The 21,488-nt window shown below is 66.1% G+C and carries 19 protein-coding genes; 13 read left to right on the plus strand and 6 right to left on the minus strand.

The window, feature by feature from the left end; genetic code table 11:
• The first annotated feature begins 84 nt into the window (after positions 1-84).
• A complete protein-coding gene (locus BLU17_RS08890) occupies positions 85-645 on the plus strand; it encodes a group III truncated hemoglobin (RefSeq protein ID WP_091996364.1) in 561 nt (186 codons plus the stop codon).
• Between the two features lie 106 nt (positions 646-751).
• Here BLU17_RS08890 and BLU17_RS08895 read toward each other — a convergent pair whose 3' ends face one another.
• From BLU17_RS08895 to BLU17_RS08920, 6 genes are all read right to left on the minus strand, one after another.
• Positions 752-1,234 carry a molybdenum cofactor biosynthesis protein MoaE gene (locus tag BLU17_RS08895; protein ID WP_091996365.1) on the minus strand — a complete coding sequence of 161 codons (483 nt, stop codon included), beginning with the start codon at positions 1,232-1,234 and terminating at the stop codon, positions 752-754.
• Between the two features lie 19 nt (positions 1,235-1,253).
• Positions 1,254-1,511, minus strand: coding sequence for a molybdopterin converting factor subunit 1 (gene moaD / locus BLU17_RS08900; protein ID WP_091996366.1), 258 nt, complete (start codon positions 1,509-1,511; stop codon positions 1,254-1,256).
• An 11-nt stretch (positions 1,512-1,522) separates the two neighbouring features.
• Entirely contained in the window at positions 1,523-2,746 is a 1,224-nt protein-coding gene (locus tag BLU17_RS08905; protein WP_483874358.1) for a molybdopterin molybdotransferase MoeA, read from the minus strand.
• A gap of 262 nt (positions 2,747-3,008) precedes the next feature.
• Positions 3,009-4,460 carry a threonine synthase gene (thrC, locus tag BLU17_RS08910; RefSeq protein WP_091996368.1) on the minus strand — a complete coding sequence of 484 codons (1,452 nt, stop codon included), beginning with the start codon at positions 4,458-4,460 and terminating at the stop codon, positions 3,009-3,011.
• 15 nt (positions 4,461-4,475) lie between these two features.
• Complete coding sequence (locus tag BLU17_RS08915; RefSeq protein WP_091996369.1) at positions 4,476-5,807, minus strand: homoserine dehydrogenase; 1,332 nt, start codon at positions 5,805-5,807, stop codon at positions 4,476-4,478.
• A 72-nt stretch (positions 5,808-5,879) separates the two neighbouring features.
• Positions 5,880-7,118 carry a pyridoxal phosphate-dependent aminotransferase gene (locus tag BLU17_RS08920; protein ID WP_091996370.1) on the minus strand — a complete coding sequence of 413 codons (1,239 nt, stop codon included), beginning with the start codon at positions 7,116-7,118 and terminating at the stop codon, positions 5,880-5,882.
• Positions 7,119-7,921: 803 nt separating this feature from the next.
• Here BLU17_RS08920 and BLU17_RS08925 point away from each other — a divergent pair.
• From BLU17_RS08925 to BLU17_RS08980, 12 genes are all read left to right on the plus strand, one after another.
• Positions 7,922-8,296 (plus strand): Mth938-like domain-containing protein, encoded by a 375-nt coding sequence (locus tag BLU17_RS08925; RefSeq protein ID WP_091996371.1) that lies wholly within the window; start codon positions 7,922-7,924, stop codon positions 8,294-8,296.
• A gap of 156 nt (positions 8,297-8,452) precedes the next feature.
• A complete protein-coding gene (locus BLU17_RS08930) occupies positions 8,453-10,144 on the plus strand; it encodes a glycosyltransferase family 39 protein (protein ID WP_091996372.1) in 1,692 nt (563 codons plus the stop codon).
• A gap of 121 nt (positions 10,145-10,265) precedes the next feature.
• A complete protein-coding gene (locus BLU17_RS08935; protein ID WP_091996373.1) occupies positions 10,266-10,637 on the plus strand; it encodes an SMR family transporter in 372 nt (123 codons plus the stop codon).
• 129 nt (positions 10,638-10,766) lie between these two features.
• Positions 10,767-11,930 carry a DegT/DnrJ/EryC1/StrS family aminotransferase gene (locus BLU17_RS08940; RefSeq protein ID WP_091996374.1) on the plus strand — a complete coding sequence of 388 codons (1,164 nt, stop codon included), beginning with the start codon at positions 10,767-10,769 and terminating at the stop codon, positions 11,928-11,930.
• Positions 11,931-12,042: 112 nt separating this feature from the next.
• The gene (locus tag BLU17_RS08945) at positions 12,043-13,137 is read left to right on the plus strand and encodes a glycosyltransferase (protein WP_245746777.1); all 1,095 of its coding nucleotides are present in this window, start codon (positions 12,043-12,045) and stop codon (positions 13,135-13,137) included.
• Positions 13,134-14,102: a formyltransferase gene (locus BLU17_RS08950; protein ID WP_091996375.1), complete on the plus strand. Its 969-nt coding sequence runs from the start codon at positions 13,134-13,136 to the stop codon at positions 14,100-14,102. The genes BLU17_RS08945 and BLU17_RS08950 overlap by 4 nt, the downstream gene beginning before the upstream one ends.
• On the plus strand, positions 14,099-15,163 hold the full coding sequence (locus BLU17_RS08955; protein ID WP_091996376.1) for a bifunctional UDP-4-keto-pentose/UDP-xylose synthase: 1,065 nt from the start codon (positions 14,099-14,101) through the stop codon (positions 15,161-15,163). The genes BLU17_RS08950 and BLU17_RS08955 overlap by 4 nt, the downstream gene beginning before the upstream one ends.
• 24 nt (positions 15,164-15,187) lie before the next feature.
• Entirely contained in the window at positions 15,188-16,084 is an 897-nt protein-coding gene (locus BLU17_RS08960; protein ID WP_091996377.1) for a polysaccharide deacetylase family protein, read from the plus strand.
• A gap of 154 nt (positions 16,085-16,238) precedes the next feature.
• On the plus strand, positions 16,239-16,700 hold the full coding sequence (locus BLU17_RS08965; RefSeq protein WP_091996522.1) for a peroxiredoxin: 462 nt from the start codon (positions 16,239-16,241) through the stop codon (positions 16,698-16,700).
• A 387-nt stretch (positions 16,701-17,087) separates the two neighbouring features.
• Positions 17,088-18,917: a PhoH family protein gene (locus BLU17_RS08970; protein WP_091996378.1), complete on the plus strand. Its 1,830-nt coding sequence runs from the start codon at positions 17,088-17,090 to the stop codon at positions 18,915-18,917.
• Positions 18,918-19,443: 526 nt separating this feature from the next.
• Entirely contained in the window at positions 19,444-20,544 is a 1,101-nt protein-coding gene (locus BLU17_RS08975; RefSeq protein WP_091996379.1) for a C40 family peptidase, read from the plus strand.
• Positions 20,545-20,667: 123 nt separating this feature from the next.
• A complete protein-coding gene (locus tag BLU17_RS08980) occupies positions 20,668-21,474 on the plus strand; it encodes an SDR family oxidoreductase (RefSeq protein WP_091996380.1) in 807 nt (268 codons plus the stop codon).
• Positions 21,475-21,488 lie beyond the last annotated feature (14 nt).

Genomic DNA, 21,488 nt, shown 5'->3' on the forward strand with positions numbered 1-21,488 from the left:
TTCCATGCGGCTTACCGCCGCATCGTGGCGACGCGCCGCCGCCCGCTACACTCCAGATCCTCCAGGCATCATCCAGGCCCCGAAATGACTCGTCCCGATACATGTCCCGCCTCCGCGCTGCACGCCCAGCCGACCGAAGACAACATCCGCGAACTCGTTTACGCCTTTTATGACCGCGTGCGCGACGACGCGATGCTCGGGCCGGTATTCGACGGCGCGCTGGCCGGACGTTGGGACGAGCATTTGCCGAAGATGTGCCGTTTCTGGTCGAGCCTCGTGCTCGGTGCCAAAACGTACCGCGGCAATGTGCAGCAGGCCCACGATCCGGTGGCGGGCGTCGAGCCGCAACATTTCAGCCGCTGGCTCTACCTCTTCCTCGATACGGTCCAGTCGCGCTACGAGCCTGCTGCGGCAGTCCAGTTCATGGAGCCCGCGCTGCGCATCGCGCAAAGCCTGCAACTGAGCCGTTTTGGCTGGGACTATACGATTCCGGCCGAACAGCAGGCGCTCCTCGAGCGCGTTGCGCCCCGCCGGCGCCCCGCCGGGCACGGACATGACCTGCCCGCGCGCCCGACCGGCGAGCCGTTCCCGGCGCGCTTCGTTGGCCGTTCGATGGATGTCGACGAGAACACGCCTTCAGCGTGACGCCACGCGCTCCCCGGTTAGCGGAAGGACGAGGCGGTTAGTTGCGCTGCCTGGGTCTGGGCCGACAGGATGGGAGAACACCCGCTCGCCCGACCCCGAGCAACGCCTATTTCGCATTCCGCGATGCGTTCCCCGACGTCACGCCCCAACGCGCGAGCGCCGCATCGTCCGTCTCGCGGGCATCGACCCAATGCGCGCCCTGCTCCGTCTCCTCCTTCTTCCAGAACGGCGCCTCGGTCTTGAGGTAGTCCATCACGAACTCGCAGGACGCAAAGGCGTCGCCTCGATGCTTCGAGGTCGTCGCGACGAGCACGATCTGGTCGAGCGGCGCGAGCCTGCCGATCCGGTGCACGATCAGCACTTCGATGCCCGGCCAGCGCCGCTGCGCCTCGCCGGCGATCGTCTCCAGCGCCTTCTCGGTCATGCCCGGATAGTGCTCGAGTTCAAGCGAAGCGATCGTGCTGCCGTCGTTCAGGTCGCGCACCGTGCCGACGAAGCACGCCACCGCGCCAATCGCCGGATTGCGCGCGCGCAACTGCGCGACTTCGGTAGTGAGGTCGAAATCTTCCGTTTGTACGCGCACAGGCATGGGAAGTCTCCTGAAGCGCCTAGCCGCCCGTCACGGGCGGGAAAAACGCCACTTCGCATCCCTCGATGATGCGCGTGCGCGGGTCGGTCATCACGTGATTGCAGGCCATGCGCAGCGCGCGGCCCTCCGCCAGCGTCTCGGCCCACGCGCCGCCGCGCGCGCGCAGCCAGCCGCGCACGTCGCCGACCGTGACGATGCTCTCCGGCAGCGTGACCGTTTCGTCCGCGACGCCCAAGGCCTCGCGCACGCTCGCAAAGAATTTCAACTGGATCTTCATCGGTTGGGGCGTCAGTACAGCAGTTCGGTGAACGGGATGAAGCGCACGGTCTCGCCAGCGCTGATTGCATGATTCGGCGGATTGTCGATCAGGCCGTCGGCCCAGACCGTGGAGGTCAGCACCGCCGAACTCTGGTTCGGGAACAGATCGAGGCCGCCCGCCGCGTTCACGCGCGCGCGCAGGAATTCGTTGCGGCGGTCGCTCTTCGTCTGGCTGAAGTCGGCGCGCAGCGAAAGCGCGCGCGGGCTCACCTGCGTGGCGCCGGCAAGGCGCAGCAGGAACGGGCGCACGAACAGCAGGAAGGTGACGAAGCTCGACACCGGGTTGCCCGGCAGGCCGACAAAAAACGACTCGCCGGCTTGCGCACCCGCTTCCTGTGGGCGGCGCACCGCGCCAAACGCCAGCGGCTTGCCGGGCTTCATGGCGATCTGCCACAGGTTGATGCGGCCTTCGGCCTCGACGGCGGGCCGCACGTGATCCTCCTCGCCCACCGACACGCCGCCCGACGTGAGAATCAGATCGTGCGCGGCGGCCGCCTTGCGCAGCGTCGCGCGCGTGACGTCGATCTGGTCCGGCACGATGCCGAAGTCGGTCACATCGCAGCCGAGGTTGCGCAGCAAGCCCGTAAGCGTGAAGCGGTTCGAGTTGTAGATTGCGCCGGGCTTGAGCGGCTCGCCTGGCATGGTCAGTTCGTCGCCGGTGAAGAATACCGCGACCTTCACGCGGCGCGCGACCGGGAGCGTCGCACAGCCCACCGACGCTGCAAGGCCAAGCGCCGCCGGCGTGAGCCGCGCGCCCGCGGGCAGGATCACCGTGTTCTTGCGGATGTCCGCTCCCTGCGCCGTGATCCATTCGCCCGCTTTGGGCGTGTGCAGGAAGGTGACGGCGTCTTCCCCGGGCTCGGCCTGCTCCTGCATCACCACCGCGTCCGCGCCCGGCGGCACGGTCGCCCCCGTGAAGATGCGCGCCGCCGTGCCCGCCGCGAGCGGCTGCGGCGCATGGCCCGCGGGAATGCGCTGCGAAACCGGCAGATGGCGGCTACCCTGCGCGAGATCGGCCACGCGCACCGCGTAGCCGTCCATCGCGCTCGTATGCATGGGGGGCACATCGAGCGGGGAGACGACATCGGCCGCGAGCACGCGGTTCAACGCGTCGAACGTGGAAATCGTCTCGGTGCCGGCGAGCGGCTTCGCCGCCGCGAGCAGCGTGGCGAGGGCATCGGCGGTGGAGAGCATCGGCGCGCGCGGCGCGGGTGCAGCGGAAGACGGGGACGTGGGCGTGGACATCGAGGTCGTCTCGGAGCCGGCGGGCGGGCCGCCAGCAGCGGTTGGTCTGCCGTTATTGTAGCGGCGCGACGGGCGTGCTGCGCCCTGTGCCGTGGATCGGGCGAGGCGCGCCCAATCGCCTTGCCGAAGCGAACGGCCGAAGGACCGGCGCCGGGGACCGAAACGATCCGGCCCCGGCTGCGGCGCAAAGTCGATCGCGCCGCCGATGCGCTTACGCCGCCGTATGCGCGGCGATATAGTCCTTCACGCGCCTCGCATCGGCCGGCATGACTTCGAAGCGCTGCGGCAGCGCCTCCAGTCCCTCGAACGCCGCCGGACGCTCCGGCTCGCGGTCGAGCGCTTCGCGGATCGTCTCGCCGAACTTCACGGGCTGCGCCGTTTCGAGCACGATCATCGGCACACCCGGCTGCAGATGCTCGCGCGCAACCTTCACACCGTCGGCCGTATGGGTGTCGATCATCGTCTTGTAGCGCGAGTAGACGTCGCGGATCGTCGCGATGCGGTCGTCATGGCTGCTGCGGCCGGACACGAAGCCGAACTGCTTCACGCGCGCGAAGTCGCCGCTCGCCGCGAGGTCGAAACCGCCCTTTTCCTCGACGTCGCGGAACAGTTGCGCGACGCGCGCCGGATCGCGGCCGAGCAGGTCGTAGACGAAGCGCTCGAAGTTCGACGCCTTCGAGATATCCATGCTCGGGCTCGTCGTGTGATACGTCTCGGCCGAGCCGCGCACGCGGTAGATGCCGGTGCGGAAGAATTCGTCGAGCACGTCGTTCTCGTTGGTCGCGACGACGAGCTTCTCGATGGGCAGGCCCATCATGCGCGCGATGTGGCCCGCGCAGACGTTGCCGAAGTTGCCCGACGGCACCGTGAACGAGACGCGCTCGTCGTTGCTCTTCGTCGCCGCGAAGTAGCCGGCGAAGTAGTAGACGACCTGCGCCACGACGCGCGCCCAGTTGATCGAGTTGACCGTGCCGATCTTGTGCCGCGCCTTGAACGCGTGATCGTTCGAGACGGCCTTGACGATGTCCTGACAGTCGTCGAACACGCCTTCCACGGCCAGGTTGAAGATGTTCGGATCTTGCAGGCTGAACATCTGCGCCGTCTGGAACGCGCTCATCTTCTTGTGCGGCGAGAGCATGAACACGCGCACGCCCTGCTTGCCGCGCATCGCATATTCGGCGGCGCTGCCCGTGTCGCCCGACGTCGCGCCGAGGATGTTCAGCTCCTGACCAGCCTTGGCGAGCGCGTACTCGAACAGGTTGCCGAGCAGTTGCATCGCCATGTCCTTGAACGCGAGCGTCGGCCCGTTCGAGAGTTCGAGCAGCGAAAGCCGTGCGCCGCGCTCCTCGCCGAGCGTGGTGAGCGGCGTGATCTTGCTCGCGTCCTCGCCGTGGCGCACGTTGCGGTACGTCTCGCCCGTGTAGGTGCGGCGCGTGATGTCGCGCAGGTCTGCGGCGGGAATGTCGTCGGCGAACTTCGAGAGGATCTCGAACGCGAGGTCGGCGTACGACAGGCCGCGCCAGCGCGCGAGTTCTTCCTCGCCGATCTGCGGATATCGGGCCGGCAGATACAAGCCGCCGTCGCGTGCGAGCCCGCCCAGCAGGATGTCGGAAAACGAGTGATGCTCGCCGGCGCCCGCGCCGCGCGTGGATACGTAATTCATTGCCTTGCCCTTGCCTTAGTCCAGTCCTTCCATGCGCAGCTTCGTGACTTGCGACTTCACCGTCGCGAGCTTTTCGATCTGCGCGATCGCCGCGTTCACGTTCTTTTCGACCGTGCTGTGCGTGATGAGGATGATGTCGGTTTCCGACTTGCCCTGCGCGTCGACCTGCTCCGACTCCTTCTGCAGCAGCGCGTCGATCGAGATGCCGCTGTCGGCCAGAATGCGCGTGATGGCGGCCATTACGCCGGTCTGGTCGGCCACGCGCAGGCGCAGGTAGTAGCCGCTCGTGACTTCGTCGATCGGCAGGATCGGCGTGTTCGAGAGGCTGTCCGGCTGGAACGCCAGATGCGGCACGCGATGCTCGGGGTCGGCCGTATGCAGGCGCGTCACGTCGACGAGATCGGCCACCACGGCCGAGGCCGTCGGCTCCGCGCCCGCGCCCTTGCCGTAGTAGAGCGTCGTGCCGACGGCGTCGCCGTGCACGACGACGGCGTTCATCGCACCTTCCACGTTGGCGAGCAGACGCTTGGCCGGAACCAGCGTGGGGTGCGTGCGCAGTTCGATGCCCTGGTCGGTGCGGCGCGCGATGCCGAGCAGCTTGATGCGGTAGCCGAGCTCTTCCGCGTACCGGATGTCGATGGCGTCGAGCTTGCTGATGCCTTCCACGTAGGCCTTGTCGAACTGCACGGGCACGCCGAACGCGATCGCGCTCATGATCGTGGCCTTGTGCGCGGCGTCCACGCCTTCGATGTCGAAGGTCGGATCGGCTTCGGCGTAGCCGAGCTCCTGCGCGCCCCTCAGGGCGGTCGCGAAATCGAGCCCGCGCTCGCGCATTTCCGAAAGGATGTAGTTCGTGGTGCCGTTGATGATGCCCGCGATGTACTGAATGCGGTTGGCCGTGAGACCTTCGCGCAGCGCCTTGATGATGGGAATGCCGCCCGCCACCGCCGCCTCGAACGCGACCATCACGCCTCGCGCGCGCGCCGCCTCGAAAATCTCGGTGCCGTGCACCGCCAGCAACGCCTTGTTCGCCGTGACCACGTGCTTGCCGTTGGCGATCGCGCGCAGCACCAGATCCTTCGCGAGCGTCGTGCCGCCGATCATTTCGGCGATGATCGAGATCGACGGATCGTCGACGACGGCGTTGAAGTCCGTCGTCAGCTCGATCGTGCCGGCCTCGCTCCCGAGCGCCGCGGTGGCCTTGGCCGGGTTGCGCACGGCAACGCGTGCCACCTCGATGCCGCGGCCCGCGCGGCGTTTGATTTCTTCCTGGTTGCGGCGCAGTACCGTAAAGGTGCCGCTGCCCACCGTGCCGAAGCCCAAGAGACCTACTTTGATCGGATCCATGCAGCGTGTGTTCGTCTAGATATGTGAAAGGGAATGCGTTTTCTTGCGGCTCGGGTCCAACTCAGGCGCGGCTCACGTGCCATGCCGCTGCCGGTATCCGTCGAGGAAGCGCGCGATCCGGTTGATCGAATCGGTCAGGTCGTCGACGTTCGGCAGGAACACCACGCGGAAATGGTCCGGCTGCTTCCAGTTGAAGCCCGTGCCCTGCACGAGCAGCACGCGCTCCTGCAGCAGCAGGTCGAGAATGAACTGCTGGTCGTCCTCGATCGGATAGAGCTTCGGGTCGAGGCGCGGGAACATGTAGAGCGCCGCCTCGGGCTTCACGCAGGTCACGCCCGGAATGGCCGTGAGCAGGTTGTACGCCAGTTCGCGCTGACGATAAAGGCGCCCGCCCGGCTGGATCAGCTCGTTGATGCTCTGGTAGCCGCCCAGCGCCGTCTGAATGGCGTACTGGCCCGGCACGTTCGCGCACAGGCGCATCGAGGCGAGAATGCCGAGGCCCTCGGTGTAGTCCTTCGCGCGGCGGCGGTTCTCGCCCGTCATGCCCGAAAGGAACATCCAGCCCGCGCGGTAGCCGCACGCGCGATAGCTCTTCGAGAGGCTGTTGAGCGTGACAGTGATCACGTCTTCGGAGAGCGAGCCGAGCGCCGTGTGGGTCTTGCCGTCGTAGATGATCTTGTCGTAGACCTCGTCGGCGAAAATGATCAGGCCGTGCTCGCGCGCGATCGCCACGAGGCCGCGCAGCAGATCGTCCGAATAAAGCGCGCCGGTGGGATTGTTCGGGTTGATGACGACGAGCGCGCGCGTGTTCGGCGTGATTTTCGCGCGGATGTCGTCGAGGTCCGGCATCCACGCGTTCGACTCGTCGCAGATGTAATGCACGGGCGTGCCGCCTGAGAGGCTTACGGCCGCGGTCCAGAGCGGATAGTCGGGCGCGGGCAGCAGTACCTCGTCGCCGTCGTTGAGCAGCGCCTGCATGGCCATCACGATCAGCTCGGAAGCGCCGTTGCCGACGTAGATGTCGTCGAGCTCGACGCCCTTGATGCCCTTTTGCTGCGCGTAATGCATGATCGCCTTGCGCGCGGCGAACACGCCCTTCGAATCCGAGTACCCCGAGGAGTTCGGCAGATTCAGGATCATGTCCTGAATGACCTCGTCGGGGGCGTCGAAACCGAACGGCGCGAGATTGCCGATGTTCAGCTTGATGATGCGGTGGCCTTCTTCTTCGAGGCGTTTCGCATGCTCGAGTACCGGCCCGCGGATGTCGTAGCAAACGTTCTGCAGCTTGTTGGATTTGAGAATCGGTTTCACGGCGGACTACCAGTCAGATGCGAGTAAGAAGCGGTAAAAGGGCTGAAACAGGCTGAGTCGGGCCAAATGGACGAAACGGGCCGCCAAAGGGGGCGAATCGCGCGGGTTGACCGGACGGCGGATGGCGCCCCGGCGGGCAAATCGTGCGGATCAGCTGGCCAGGCGCCCGCCGGGGCAGGCAAGGCGCCGATCGTGCGGGGGAAGCGCCGGTCGCACGCGCGACGCCCATTTAAAAGAGACCTGCGAGGCACACACGCCGCCGTGCCGCCGGCACAGCGCACCCGAACCCCGTGGCCCGCGCTATGACCGCTGTGACCTGTGACCGCTGTGACCGCCCGGCAGCTTGTGGCTGCCCTCGCCGATGCGCGGATGGCGCGCGACGCCGTTTGCGTGCCGCGTGCCGTTCGCCTGCCGTTCGCCTCGTGGGGCGCCGCCGCAGCGGCGGCTAAAAAGCTATAATTTAGCGGATTTTGACCAACTTCCGCAATGCGCAATCGGTCAGGAGGCCAGCCGGAAAGCGGCGCTGGACGAATGCCGCCGACGGTAGCCAGGCGGGATCGAGGCGCGCCGCGCCGCCTGCTGTTGCCTGGGTGCCGCCTTGTGCGGCGGCGCCGACGCTGCGCCCGGCTGGCCGCGTGTGCCTGTCCGCGTCACACGGCCGCGACTCCGGTTTGCCGCCGCCCTTGCCCGGTTCGCGGCTTCTCGCTGCGCGGCTCCAGGCGTTTCCGGCCGGCGCCGGCACGGCACGGGACGTGCGCCCCTTCGCTTGCGCACCCGAACCGCCCTTACCCCGGAACCCCGTTTTGAAACTACACCAGGACCCCAGCGGCGCACTGAACACCGTTACCGGCTACGGCGCCGACTATGTCGAAGTGAATCTCGAACGCCACACCGGCAGCATCATCGTGATGCCCGAATCGCCGGTCACCCTCTGGCCGGTGCACGTGTTCGACGCGCTAACCCCCGAACTCTTCGAAATGCTGCTCCCGCTCGAACCGGAAGTCGTGGTGTTCGGCAGCGGCGAGCGCCTGCGTTTTCCGCACCCGCGCCTGACCTCGGCGCTGGCGGCGAAGCGCATCGGCGTCGAGACGATGGACTTCAAGGCCGCCTGCCGCACCTACAACATCCTCATGGCCGAAGGCCGCCGTGTGGCGGCCGCGCTCCTGATCGAAAACTGACCCGCCTTAAGCTCGCCATCAGGTAGCCGCGCGGTGACGTAGTACACTTGCGCGCCGCATGCGCTGCCGCGCGCCGGGTGCCGGTTTCGCACGCACGCGGGCCCGCGTCATCCGAACCTCGACTGCAACGACCGCAACAAAAACAGGCTGAAACCCATGAACGATACGCCATCGAGGCTACCGCTCAACCGCAGCGCAATCCTGCTCCTGATCCTCGCCCTCGCCGTGATCTGGTTCGTGCCGCTCGGCTGGCGTCATCTGCTGCCCAGCGACGAAGGCCGCTACGCGGAAATGGCGCGCGAGATGTTCGCGACCGGCGACTGGATCACGCCGCGCTACAACGACTACAAGTATTTCGAGAAGCCGCCGTTGCAAACCTGGATGAATGCGCTCACCTTCGCGTGGTTCGGCCTCGGCGAATGGCAGGCGCGCCTCTATACGGCGCTGACGGGCTTCGCCGGCGTGCTGCTGATCGGCTTCACGGGTGCGCGCGTGTTCAATGCCGCCACGGGCTTCTTCGCCGCGGTCGTGCTCGCCTGCGCGCCGTACTGGAACCTGATGGGGCACTTCAACACGCTCGACATGGGCCTGTCGTTCTGGATGGAGCTCACGCTGTGCGCCCTCCTGCTCGCGCAGCGCCCCAATCTGCCGAGAAACGGCGCGCGCCTCTGGATGTGGGTGTGCTGGGCGGCCATGGCCATGGCCGTGCTCTCGAAGGGCCTCGTCGGGCTGATCCTGCCCGGCGCGGTGCTCGTGCTCTACACGGGCATTTCGCGCGACTGGGCGCTCTGGAAGCGTCTCTATCTGGTCAGCGGCCTGATCGTATTCTTCGCGATCGCTGCGCCGTGGTTCATCCTCGTGCAGCAGCGCAACCCCGAGTTCTTCAATTTCTTCTTCATCGTTCAGCAGTTCCGGCGCTACCTCACGCCCGAGCAGAACCGCCCCGGTCCGCTCTACTACTTCGTGCCGGTCATGCTGGTGGGCTTTCTGCCGTGGCTCTCGGTGAGCGTGCAGAGCCTGCGCCATGCGCTGCGCGCGCCGCGCCAGCCCAACGGATTCTCGCCCGTCATGCTGATGCTCGTGTGGACGGTGTTCATTTTCCTGTTCTTCAGCGCGTCGCACTCGAAGCTGGTTTCCTACGTCCTGCCGATCGCACCGCCTGTCGCGCTCATCATCGGCATGTATCTGCCGCTCATGACGCGCGCGCAATGGAACCGGCACCTCGCGGGCTACGCGGTCCTCGCCGTCGCGCTGATGGCCGGCTCCTTCGTCCTCACGCGCCTCGGCGACGCGCGCAATCCCAACGCGCTTTACCGCGAATTCCAGGTCTGGGTGTTCGCCGCGGCTGCGGTCTGCTTCGTCGTGACCATGGTCGGCCTGCGCATGAACCGCTCGAAGCGCACGCCCGACACCGGCGCGCGCGCCCCGGCGGTCGCGCTCGGCACCGCGTGGCTGCTGCTCGCGACCATCGCGGGCACGGGTCACGACGTGTTCGGCACCCTGAGCTCGGGCGCGCCGCTCGCGCCCGCGGTGCGCGCCGCCATCGCGAAGCTGCCGCCCGATACGCCGTTCTATTCGGTGGGCGTGCTCGACCACACCTTGCCCTTCTACGTGCGCCACACGATGACCATGGTCGAAGTCACCGACGAACTCGCCTTCGGCATTTCGGAAGAGCCGCAAAAATGGGTACCGACCATCGCCGGGTGGGAGGACCGCTGGAAAGCCGACCGCTACGCGCTTGCGCTGATCCCGGTGCAGCGCTACGAAGCGCTGGCCGCCCAAGGCTTGCCGATGCAGGTGATCGCCCGCGATTCGCGGCGCGTGATCGTGCAGAAGCCGCAGTCCTGACCGCAGTCCGGCGCCGCCTGGCCCATGCGCGATAATTGCGGCGGCCCGACCGCCGCCGTGCGGCCGGAAAACCCCTGATCCGCCCCCATAGCCCATAACCCGTTGCCCATCCCCAGTGATGATGAATCCGATTTCCCTCATCTGCATCCTCGCCGGCGTTGGCCTGAATGCCTGCGCGCAACTGTTGCTGAAAGCGGGTGTCAATGCCGTTGGACACTTCGAATTCACCCGTGCGAACATCCTGCCCATCGGCTGGAAGCTCGCGACGCAATTGCCGATCATCGGCGGGCTGACCTGCTACGTGTTCAGCGTGGTCGTGTGGATCGTCGGGCTCTCGCGCGTGGACGTCTCGATCGCCTACCCGATGCTCTCGCTCGGCTACGTGGTCAACGCGTTCGCGGCGTGGTATCTGTTCGGCGAAGTGATGAGCGTGCAGCGGCTCGTCGGCATCGGCATCATCCTGATCGGCGTGTTCGTGCTGGCGCGCAGCTAGAACGCCGCGGCGGCTCCGTCCCCGAGCGGGTTGCGCAGCCTGTTGCACCCCATACAAGCCGTTTGCAAGGCCTGCCGTGGCAGCCTTGCGCCTGGTCTCACTTTCTGACGAGCAAAGAGTAAAACACTCATGACCCAGTCATCCGCGCAGTCATCCGTTCCGTTCCTGCCGTTCGTGCGCCCCGAAATCGACGAGGAGACCATCCAGGGCGTCGCCGACGTGCTGCGCTCGGGCTGGATCACGACCGGCCCGCAGAACCAGGCGTTCGAGGCCGCGCTCTCGGAGTACTGCGGCGGCCGCCCCGTGCGCACCTTCAACTCGGGCACGGCGACGCTCGAAATCGGCCTGCGCATTGCCGGCGTCGGGCCCGGCGACGAGGTCATCACCACGCCCGCCTCGTGGGTCGCGACGAGCAACGTGATCTACGAAGTGGGCGCGACGCCCGTGTTCGCCGACATCGATCCCGTCACGCGCAACATCGACCTCGACAAGCTCGAAGCCGCCATCACGCCGAAGACGAAAGCCGTCATTCCCGTCTTTCTCTCGGGCTTGCCCGTCGACATGGACCGGCTCTATGCGATCGCCCGCCAGCACAGACTGCGCGTCATCGAGGACGCCGCGCAGGCGTTCGGCTCGACGTGGAACGGCAAGCGCATCGGCGCGATCGGCGATATCGTGTCGTTCAGCTTCCACGCCAACAAGAATCTCACGTCGATCGAGGGCGGCGCGCTCGTCCTCAACGACGAAGCCGAAGCCGTGCTCGCGCAGAAGTACCGCCTGCAGGGCATCACGCGCACGGGCTTCGACGGCATGGACTGCGACGTGCTCGGCGGCAAGTACAATCTCACGGATGTCGCGGCGCGCGTCGGGCTCGGCCAGCTCAAGCACATCGAGCGCTTCACCCGCCAGCGCCACGCGCTGGCGCGCGCCTACTTCGCGGGCTTCGAAGGCGGCGCGGCGGTGAAGCTCGGCGTGGGCCTGCCGCTGGCCGATTTCGCCAACAGCAACTGGCATATGTTCCAGATCACGCTGCCGCTCGAGCAGCTCGCCATCGACCGCGCCGGCTTCATGGGCGAACTCAAGGCGCGCGGCATCGGCTCGGGCGTGCACTACCCGGCCATCCACCTTTTCACGCTCTACCGCGAGCGCGGTTTCAAGGCGGGCATGTTCCCGCACGCGGAGCGCTTCGGCGCGAGCACGGTCACACTGCCGCTCTTCACGCAGATGACCGAAGCCGACGTGGCGCGCGTGTGCCGCGCGGTGAACGAAATCTGCGGGAAGTCTGCGAAGTAAGAAATCGCCGCGCGCAGGAACCACGGCAAATGCAGGAAATCGGTGCAGCATTGGCGCCGCCGGACTGCGAACGCAGTAAACCGAAGCATCAAATAACGGAATCGACGCACACATGAGTCAAACGGAACACGTCACCCTGACGCCGGACACACCGGAAGTCTCGGTCATCATTCCGGTCTACAACGAGGAAGCCGGACTCCCCGCACTGTTCGCGCGCCTGTATCCGGCGCTCGACAAACTCGGCACCGCGTACGAAGTGATCTTCATCAACGACGGCAGCCGCGACCGCTCGGCCGCGATGCTCGCCGAGCAGTTCCGCGCGCGCCCCGACACCACCCGCGCGATTCTGCTCAACGGCAACTATGGGCAGCACATGGCGATTCTCGCGGGCTTCGAGCAGGCACGCGGCGAGATCGTCATCACGCTCGACGCCGACCTGCAAAACCCGCCCGAGGAAATCGGCAAGCTCGTCGAGAAGATGCGCGAGGGCTACGACTACGTCGGCACGATCCGCAGGCAGCGCCAGGACAGCCTCTGGCGCCGCAAGGCCTCACAGGCGATGAACCGTCTGCGCGAGCGCATCACGCGCATCAAGATGACCGACCAGGGCTGCATGCTGCGCGCGTACAACCGCCGCATCATCGACACGATCAACCGCTGCGGCGAGATCAACACCTTCATCCCGGCGCTCGCCTACACGTTCTCGCAAAACCCCGTCGAGATCGAGGTCGCGCACGAGGAGCGCTTCGCGGGCGAGTCGAAATACTCGCTCTACAGCCTCATTCGCCTGAACTTCGACCTCGTGACGGGCTTCTCGGTCGTGCCGTTGCAGTGGCTCTCGTTCATCGGCGTGATCCTGTCGCTCGGCTCGGCAGGTCTGTTCGTGCTGCTGCTGATCCGCCGCTTCATCATCGGGGCGGAAGTGCAAGGCGTGTTCACGCTGTTCGCCATCACGTTCTTCCTGCTCGGCGTGATCATCTTCGCGCTCGGCCTGCTCGGCGAATACATCGGCCGCATCTACCAGCAGGTGCGCGCGCGTCCGCGCTATCTCATCCAGACGATCCTCGAGGAGCGCAACGGCCGCGCCGTCGTCGATGCGCCGCGCCAGGACGTGATGCAGGCCGCCGCCTTCGCGCAACAATCCGCGCAGCCGGCGCAGGCGGCAAACGCCGATACGAACCCGGCCAACCAGGGAGCCCGCCAATGAAGCCGCGCGCCGTCGTCTTCGCGTATCACAACGTAGGCGTGCGCTGCCTGCAGGTGCTGCTCGCGGGCGGCGTCGACGTCGCGCTCGTCGTCACCCACGAAGACAGCCCGACCGAAAACATCTGGTTCGGCAGCGTGAAGTCGGTGGCCGAGGCCCACGGCATCGAGGTCCTCACGCCCGCCGACCCGAAGAGCGCCGGGCTGCGCGCGGCCGTTTGCGCGGCGCGTCCGGACTTCATCTTTTCGTTCTATTACCGGCACATGCTGCCGGTGGACCTGCTCGCGCTCGCCGGCCGCGGTGCGTACAACATGCACGGCTCGCTGCTGCCGAAGTACCGCGGCCGCGTGCCGACGAACTGGGCGGTGCTCAACGGCGAAACCGAAACCGGCGCCACGCTGCACGAAATGGCCGCGAAGCCCGACGCGGGCGCCATCGTCGCGCAAACGCCGGTGCCGATCCTCCCCGACGACACCGCCGCGCAGGTATTCGACAAGGTCACCGTGGCCGCCGAGCAGACGCTCTGGCGCGTGTTGCCCGCCCTGATCGCCGGCGAGGCGCCGCATCTGCCGAACGATCTCGCGAGGGGCAGCTACTACGGCGGGCGCAAGCCCGAAGACGGCCGCATCGACTTCAGCCGGAGCGCGCAGCAGGTGTACAACCTGATCCGGGCGGTTGCGCCGCCCTATCCGGGCGCGTTCACGGACATCGGCGGCCGGCGTTTCGTGATCGCCCGCGCGCGCCTCGTGCGCCCGGGCTCGCAAGACGCCGAAAGGGTCCGCCCCCTCGCCGGATTGCCCGTGGGCATCCACGTAAGCGATAATGCGCTTTTCGCCGTCTGCGGCGACGGCCGCGCCATCGCGATCCACGAACTGCGGCACCAGCAAATCCAGGAACATGGCGGTCACGAGACCGTCATCACCCCCGCCGCGTTCTCCGAACTCATTTCATCTGTCCCCCGTCCATGAAAACCGAAGGCTACGCCAAAAAAGTTCTGATCCTGGGTGTGAACGGCTTTATCGGCCACCACCTCTCCAAGCGCATCCTCGAAACCACGAACTGGGAAGTGTTCGGCATGGACATGCAGACGGATCGCCTCGGCGACCTCGTCAAGCATGAGCGGATGCACTTCTTCGAAGGCGACATCACGATCAACAAGGAGTGGGTCGAGTACCACGTCAAGAAGTGCGACGTGATCCTGCCGCTGGTCGCCATCGCCACGCCGGCCACCTACGTGCAACAGCCGCTGCGCGTGTTCGAGCTCGACTTCGAGGCGAATCTGCCGATCGTGCGTTCGGCCGTGAAGTACCGCAAGCACCTCGTCTTCCCGTCGACGTCCGAGGTTTACGGCATGTGCGCGGACGAGCAGTTCGACCCTGACGCTTCGGCGCTGACCTACGGCCCGATCAACAAGCCGCGCTGGATCTACGCGTGCTCGAAGCAGCTCATGGATCGCGTGATCTGGGGCTACGGCATGGAAGGCCTGAACTTCACGCTGTTCCGGCCGTTCAACTGGATCGGCCCGGGCCTCGACTCGATCTACACGCCGAAGGAAGGTTCGTCGCGCGTCGTGACGCAGTTCCTCGGCCACATCGTGCGCGGCGAGAACATCAGCCTCGTCGACGGCGGCGCGCAAAAGCGCGCGTTTACCGACATCGACGACGGCATCGAAGCGCTCATGAAGATCATCGAGAACGAGAACGGCATCGCCTCGGGCAAGATCTACAACATCGGCAACCCGACCAACAACTTCTCGGTGCGCGAGCTCGCGCACAAGATGCTCGCGCTCGCCGCCGAGTTCCCCGAGTATGCGGACAGCGCGAAGAAGGTGCAGCTCGTCGAAACCTCGTCGGGCGCGTACTACGGCGCGGGCTACCAGGACGTGCAGAACCGCGTGCCGAAAATCGACAACACGAAGCAGGAGCTCGGCTGGGCGCCGAAGTCGACCTTCGACGACGCGCTGCGCAAGATTTTCGAAGCCTACCGCGGCCACGTGGCCGAGGCGCGCGCGCTCGTCGAGCAACACTGAGCGTCAGCGAAAGGACCTCGCCACTTGGCCCGTATCGTCCTGAAAATCGATGTCGACACGCTGCGCGGCACGCGCGAAGGCGTGCCGAACCTCGCGCGTATCTTCGACCGCTACAAGGCGCGCGCAACGTTCCTGTTCAGCCTCGGCCCCGATCATACGGGCTGGGCGCTGCGTCGCGTGTTGCGCCCCGGCTTTCTCAAGAAGGTCTCGCGCACGTCGGTGGTCGAGCACTACGGCATAAAGCAGCTGATGTACGGCGTACTGTTGCCGGGCCCCGACATCGGCGTGGAAGCGGCCGCGGAAATGCGCGCGATTCACGAGGCCGGCTTCGAGTGCGGCATCCATACGTGGGACCACGTGTACTGGCAGGACAACGTGCGCACGCGTAGCGCGCAATGGACCGCGCGCCAGATGCAAAAGAGCCACGACCGCTTCACGCGGATCTTCGGCGCGCCGCCCGTCACGCACGGCGCGGCGGGCTGGCAGATGAACGAGGCCGCCTTCGAGCAGATCGACGCATGGGGCATGCGCTACGCGTCCGATGGACGCGGGCACTCGCCCTATCGTCCTGTGGTGGCGGGCCGCACGCTGAATCACGTGCAGATGCCGACCACATTGCCCACGCTCGACGAGGTGCTGGGCGTGGACGGCATCGATACCGACAACGTCGCTGCCTGGATGCTCAAGCGCACCGAAAGCAATCCGCACGACCAGGTCTTCACGCTGCACGCCGAGCTCGAAGGCCAGAAGCTCGCGCCCGTATTCGAGCAGCTTCTCGCGGGCTGGCGCGCGCAAGGCCACACATTTGCCACGATGGGCGACTACCATGCGGCGCTGGACCCGGCTTCGCTCCCATCGTACCCTGTCAGCTGGGGCGAGATCGCCGGCCGTTCCGGCCAGTTGATCGTCCAGCCCGACTGAATCCGCCGCCCGCGCTGCGAGGCTTTTGGGCCCAGGCCCGACGCTCGCGCAAACCCCGCGCCGCAGGCGTCCCGGCAAAACGGCTCCGCGGCGCCGAACCTGGCAGCGCTGCGGCTTCGCCAGCCAATAACAAAGGGAGAGCCACGTGCCTGACGTGACCATCGCAGTCGACCAACCCGTTCCCGACTTCACCGCCCCCGCCACCGGCGGCGACTTCACGCTCTCGAGCCTGAAAGGCAGCAAGGTGGTGCTGTACTTCTATCCGAAAGACAACACACCGGGCTGCACGACCGAAGGCCTGCAGTTCCGCGACCTCTATCCGAAGTTCAAGAAGGCAGGCGCGCAGATCGTGGGCGTGTCGCGCGACAGCGTGCGTTCGCACGACAACTTCAAGGCCAAGCTCGAATTGCCGTTTACCTTGGTATCGGATGCCGACGAAGCGCTCTGCACGCGCTTCGACGTCATCAAAATGAAGAAAATGTATGGCAAACAGGTGCGAGGTATCGAACGCTCGACCTTCCTCATCGACGCCGACGGCGTGCTGCGCCAGGAGTGGCGCGGAATCAAGGTCCCGGGCCATGTCGACGAAGTTCTGGAGGCTGTACAAGCGCTTTGAGGAGCGTTATATTGGGCTGCAATGAGTGCCTGTCCAACCCTTTTTACGTCGCGTCGCAGCGGTATCGCAGCCGGTCATGGGATGACCGGAAATGCGCATCCGGGGCTACGCGCCGACACCGAAGTGAAGCCGCTTGCCTCGTCATCCGGGGCGGCGGCTTTTTTGTTTATGCCTCGCTGTTCCCTCCCCGTTGCGCCGGCTTTGCGACCCGGCGCGCGCCTACGTCAAGGAGCTGATCGAAAACCAGGCGAACCGGCATTTTCTGACCTGAGCGCGCACCTTGCGCAGTAACGGCGGGCGCCTACCCGGCACCCGCACGCACCGCTCGAAAGCGCGCCTTACTGGGTAACCCCGCGACCACTCGACCCGATTTTTTCGAGGGACACCATGCCTTTGCCTACCCCCCCCAGCAAGCTCGGCAACCTGCTGCCGCCCGAAGAATACAAGGCGCGTGCCCGCACGACACGCAGCACGCGCAAGGCAGCGAGCGAGAACGACGCTGCCGACGTCGGCGAATACGGCCCCGCCAGCGTTGCGGAGCCGATGACGCAGGCCGCCAATGCCGCGACGACGCTGCGCACGGTCCCGCTCTCGGGCGCCAGCGCCGAGCTGGCCGCGCTCGAACCGGTCGCACCGGCGCCCGCGCGAAAACGCAAGCAAGCCACGGCCGCGCTGCTGCAGCCGCTTGAGGCGCGCACCGAAGCCGAAGAAGCGCCCGTTGCGCGGAGCGGCAAGCCCGCGTCGGCGAAAACCCCGGGCGGCGCCGCTTCGCCCGCCACGCGCGCCGGCGCGAAAAAGCGCGTGCATCCGGAGGAAAGCACCGAAGTGCAGAAGCTCTTCGTGCTCGACACCAACGTGCTGATGCACGACCCGACCTGCCTGTTCCGTTTCGAGGAGCACGACGTCTATCTGCCGATGATGACGTTGGAAGAGCTCGACAACCACAAGAAGGGCATGTCGGAAGTCGCGCGCAACGCGCGCCAGGTGAGCCGCACGCTCGACCAGCTGGTCGCGAATGCGGGCCCGATCTCGGAGGGCATTTCGCTCGGCCGCCTCGGCAGCCGCGAGGCGCTCGGCCGCCTGTACTTCCAGACGACGCTCACGCACATCGATCCGGTCGACGGCCTGCCCCAAGGCAAGGCGGACAACCAGATTCTCGGCGTCGTGCGCGCGCTGCAGCGGGACCGGCCTGACCGCCTTGTCGTGCTGGTGTCGAAAGACATCAACATGCGCATCAAGGCCCACGCGCTCGGCCTGCCCGCGGAAGACTATTTCAACGACCAGGTTCTCGAAGACAAGGATCTGCTCTACTCGGGCGTGCGCGCACTGCCGCAGGACTTCTGGACCAAGCACGCGAAGGGCATGGAGTCCTGGCAGGAAACCAAGACCGGCACGACGTATTACCGCGTGACGGGTCCCGAATGCCTGTCGATGCTCGTGAACGAATTCGTCTATCTCGAGCCGCAAAACGGCGAGCCCGCGTTCCACGCGATCGTGCGCGAGCTCAACGGCAAGACGGCGCTGCTGCAGACGCTGCGCGACTACGGCCACCACAAAAACAACGTGTGGGGCATCACGGCGCGCAATCGCGAGCAGAACTTCGCGTTGAACCTGCTGATGAATCCCGAGATCGACTTCGTCACGCTGCTCGGCCAGGCTGGCACCGGCAAGACGCTTGTCGCGCTCGCGGCGGGCCTCGCGCAGGTGCTCGACGAAAAGCGCTACAACGAGATCATCGTGACGCGCGCGACCGTACCGGTTGGCGAGGACATCGGCTTCCTGCCGGGCACCGAAGAAGAAAAGATGCAGCCGTGGATGGGCGCCTTCGACGACAACCTCGAAGTCCTCCAGAAAACCGACGACGCCGCCGGCGAATGGGGCCGAGCCGCGACCCAGGAGCTGATCCGCTCGCGTCTGAAGGTGAAGAGCATGAATTTCATGCGCGGCCGCACGTTCGTCGACAAGTATCTGATCATCGACGAGGCGCAGAACCTGACGCCCAAGCAGATGAAGACGCTCGTCACGCGCGCGGGTCCGGGCACGAAGATCGTGTGCCTCGGGAACATCGCACAGATCGACACGCCGTATCTGACCGAAGGCAGTTCGGGCCTCACCTACGTGGTGGACCGCTTCAAGGGCTGGGCGCATAGCGGCCACGTGACGCTCGCCCGCGGCGAACGCTCGCGGCTCGCCGATTACGCGTCGGATATTCTGTAATCCGTTCGCCGGGCGTCGTCTTTCGAGGGCGCCCACGCACATGGCGAGGAACGTATCCGGGGATACCGGAACGCGGTCCATCCATAACCAGGGAAGGGAGCGAATTAATCGCTCCCTTTTTTATTTCCTCGCTCTGGCGGTCTCGCCTCTCTAGCTCCCCGACTTAAAAAGGCCCCGAACGCCGTAGCGAACGGGGCAAACTTCCGAAGCGTGTTGCCCTTGATGGCAACCTCTTAATCAACGACCCATTCCTGTGTTGATCGATTAGGGTCAACCCTAACGCGCCCCGCTTACATCAAGAAACCCTTGGACTTGAGTACGAGGAATACAAAGATACGAGGGGTTGCCGGGTAAACCTAAATACTGTCCCTTTTTATTGGCCGAGCGTCCCGCAAGTGCAACGGTTCGCGTCCGAACTTCAAGTAAATTGTGAAGAATTCTTGCGAAAGCCCGGACAGGCGGGCTACCATCCGCCCATGATCCGTTTTTCCGACGGCGCACGCGCTGCGTTCGCCTCTCCTGCTTCATGCGCCGACTCTGGCTTCCGCTTCTGACCGCAATCCTGCTTGCCGCGTGTTCGAGCGCGCCGCAAAAGGTCGCGCGCGGCGGTTCGCCTGCGGGGGAAAACGCATGGCGCACCCGCCCGCCGGGCTTTCCAAATTTCGTCGATCACAGCGTGGGCCGCGAGGAAATCTCGATCCAGGCGATGGGACTCGTCGGCATTCCGTATCGCTGGGGTGGCAACACGCCCGACAGCGGCTTCGATTGCAGCGGTCTCGTGAAATATGTGCTCGCGCGCTCAGCCTCCGTCGACTTGCCGCGCACCACGGCCGAAATGAGCACCCGCGGCGAAATGATCGAACCCGACGGGATCGCGCCCGGCGACCTCGTCTTCTTCAATACGACCGGTCGTCCGCACTCGCATGTCGGGATTTACGTAGGCAAGCTGCGCTTCGTCAATGCGCCTTCGACCGGCGGCACCGTGAGGCTCGACTATCTGACCAACCCCTATTGGGCGAAGCGTTTCGACGGCATTCGCCGCATGGCGCCCCCCAGGCGCACGCCGTTCGACACGCCGACCTGGGAGGCTTCCGCGCCTGCCGAACGAGCGCCTGGCATGGGCACCGCACCGTCGGCCGCCGCCGTCGCGAGCGCTGCTCCGGCGACGGCGGCTCAGCCATCCGCGCGGGCCGTTGCCGCCAGCCAGAATCGCATCGCCACCGCGCCGCAACCGGTCTATGCCGCCGCACCGCCTGCTGGGCCGGCAGCGCCTGCGACTGCGCCTGCCGATGTCTTCGAACCGCCGCCCGCCTCGCTCGGCGCGGCGCAAACGCAGGCGCGCGACGCTGGCACCCTCTCGCCGGCGGTTGCGCCCGGCAACAACACGCCAGCCTACGCCGCCCAGCGCGACGCGATCGACGCCGCAGCCGACGCCTTCGAGCCGCCCCCGCCCACCGCAACGGCGGCGGCCCGGCAGGCTGTCCAGGAGGGCTCGACGCGGATCCAGACTGTTTCACCAGCCCGGAATGCGAATGATGCGAATGGCGCGCAGATCATCCGCGCCCCGACGGGCCCGATCCAATCCATTGACGACCCGATCGCGCGTTTTGCCAACAGCGGTTACTGAAACCCGCCCCACGGTGCGGCGCGGCGTCTTGCTCCTGGCCGGATGGCGAGCGATGTTTCCGGCGCCCCACGCCTCTGCTATCGTCTTGGTGCCGTTTTTATACTTTCGCGCAGCGAGGCGACGATGGATCTCGGACTCAGCAAGAAGGTGGTACTGGTGACGGGCGGCAGCAAGGGCATTGGCCTTGCCTGCGCGCGCGCCTTTGCGAAGGAAGGCGCGCGCGTGGCGATCGTCTCGCGCGATCCGGCCAATCTTGCGCGCGCCCGCGAGCAACTGGTGAGCGAAGGGCTGCACGTGCATCTCACTCGCGCAGACCTGCACGAAGCGCATAGCGCAGCCGACATAGTCGAGGAAGTCTCCACGGCGGTAGGTCCGATCGATATCCTCATCAACAGCGCGGGCGCAGCGCGCCGCTACGATCCGGAAGCGCTCGATGCAGACGCGTTCAAGGCCACGATGGAGGCGAAATATTTCCCCTACATCTACCCGCAGCAGGAAGTGCTGCGCCGTATGGTGCAGCGGATCAAGGCGGGCGAGACCCTGGAGCCGGGCGCGATCGTCAACATTATCGGCATGGGCGGCAAGTTCGCGAGCGACATCCATATCGCGGGCGGCGCGGCCAACGCTGCCTTGATGCTCGCCACCGTGGGCCTCGCGCATTATCACGCGCGCTATGGCATCCGCATCAACGCCATCAACCCCGGCCCGGCGCTCACGGAGCGGCTGCAGGAAGCCGTGCAACTGGAAGCGCAGCGGCAAGGCGTCGACGCAGCCCAGGCGCTGGCGAGCGGGGAAGCCAAGGTGCCGCTCGGGCGCTACGCGAAACCAGAAGAGATCGCCGACGTCGCGCTGTTCCTCGCGAGCCGCCGGGCAAGCTATGTCACCGGCGCCCTCATTCCGATGGACGGAGCGAGCACGCCAGTTATCTGAGCCGCGCCAAAAAA

Origin of the sequence: Paraburkholderia lycopersici, from assembly GCF_900096975.1 — a bacterium.
Taxonomy (GTDB): Bacteria; Pseudomonadota; Gammaproteobacteria; order Burkholderiales; family Burkholderiaceae; genus Paraburkholderia; species Paraburkholderia lycopersici.

What these genes read in the sequence shown, in the direction of transcription:
- BLU17_RS08890 (WP_091996364.1), top strand. Translation starts at nt 85, where the DNA reads ATGACTCGTCCCGATACATGTCCCGCCTCCGCGCTGCACGCCCAGCCG.
- BLU17_RS08895 (WP_091996365.1), bottom strand. Translation starts at nt 1,234, where the DNA reads ATGCCTGTGCGCGTACAAACGGAAGATTTCGACCTCACTACCGAAGTC.
- moaD (WP_091996366.1), bottom strand. Translation starts at nt 1,511, where the DNA reads ATGAAGATCCAGTTGAAATTCTTTGCGAGCGTGCGCGAGGCCTTGGGC.
- BLU17_RS08905 (WP_483874358.1), bottom strand. Translation starts at nt 2,746, where the DNA reads ATGCTCTCCACCGCCGATGCCCTCGCCACGCTGCTCGCGGCGGCGAAG.
- thrC (WP_091996368.1), bottom strand. Translation starts at nt 4,460, where the DNA reads ATGAATTACGTATCCACGCGCGGCGCGGGCGCCGGCGAGCATCACTCG.
- BLU17_RS08915 (WP_091996369.1), bottom strand. Translation starts at nt 5,807, where the DNA reads ATGGATCCGATCAAAGTAGGTCTCTTGGGCTTCGGCACGGTGGGCAGC.
- BLU17_RS08930 (WP_091996372.1), top strand. Translation starts at nt 8,453, where the DNA reads ATGAACGATACGCCATCGAGGCTACCGCTCAACCGCAGCGCAATCCTG.
- BLU17_RS08935 (WP_091996373.1), top strand. Translation starts at nt 10,266, where the DNA reads ATGAATCCGATTTCCCTCATCTGCATCCTCGCCGGCGTTGGCCTGAAT.
- BLU17_RS08940 (WP_091996374.1), top strand. Translation starts at nt 10,767, where the DNA reads ATGACCCAGTCATCCGCGCAGTCATCCGTTCCGTTCCTGCCGTTCGTG.
- BLU17_RS08945 (WP_245746777.1), top strand. Translation starts at nt 12,043, where the DNA reads ATGAGTCAAACGGAACACGTCACCCTGACGCCGGACACACCGGAAGTC.
- BLU17_RS08950 (WP_091996375.1), top strand. Translation starts at nt 13,134, where the DNA reads ATGAAGCCGCGCGCCGTCGTCTTCGCGTATCACAACGTAGGCGTGCGC.
- BLU17_RS08955 (WP_091996376.1), top strand. Translation starts at nt 14,099, where the DNA reads ATGAAAACCGAAGGCTACGCCAAAAAAGTTCTGATCCTGGGTGTGAAC.
- BLU17_RS08970 (WP_091996378.1), top strand. Translation starts at nt 17,088, where the DNA reads ATGCCTTTGCCTACCCCCCCCAGCAAGCTCGGCAACCTGCTGCCGCCC.
- BLU17_RS08975 (WP_091996379.1), top strand. Translation starts at nt 19,444, where the DNA reads ATGCGCCGACTCTGGCTTCCGCTTCTGACCGCAATCCTGCTTGCCGCG.
- BLU17_RS08980 (WP_091996380.1), top strand. Translation starts at nt 20,668, where the DNA reads ATGGATCTCGGACTCAGCAAGAAGGTGGTACTGGTGACGGGCGGCAGC.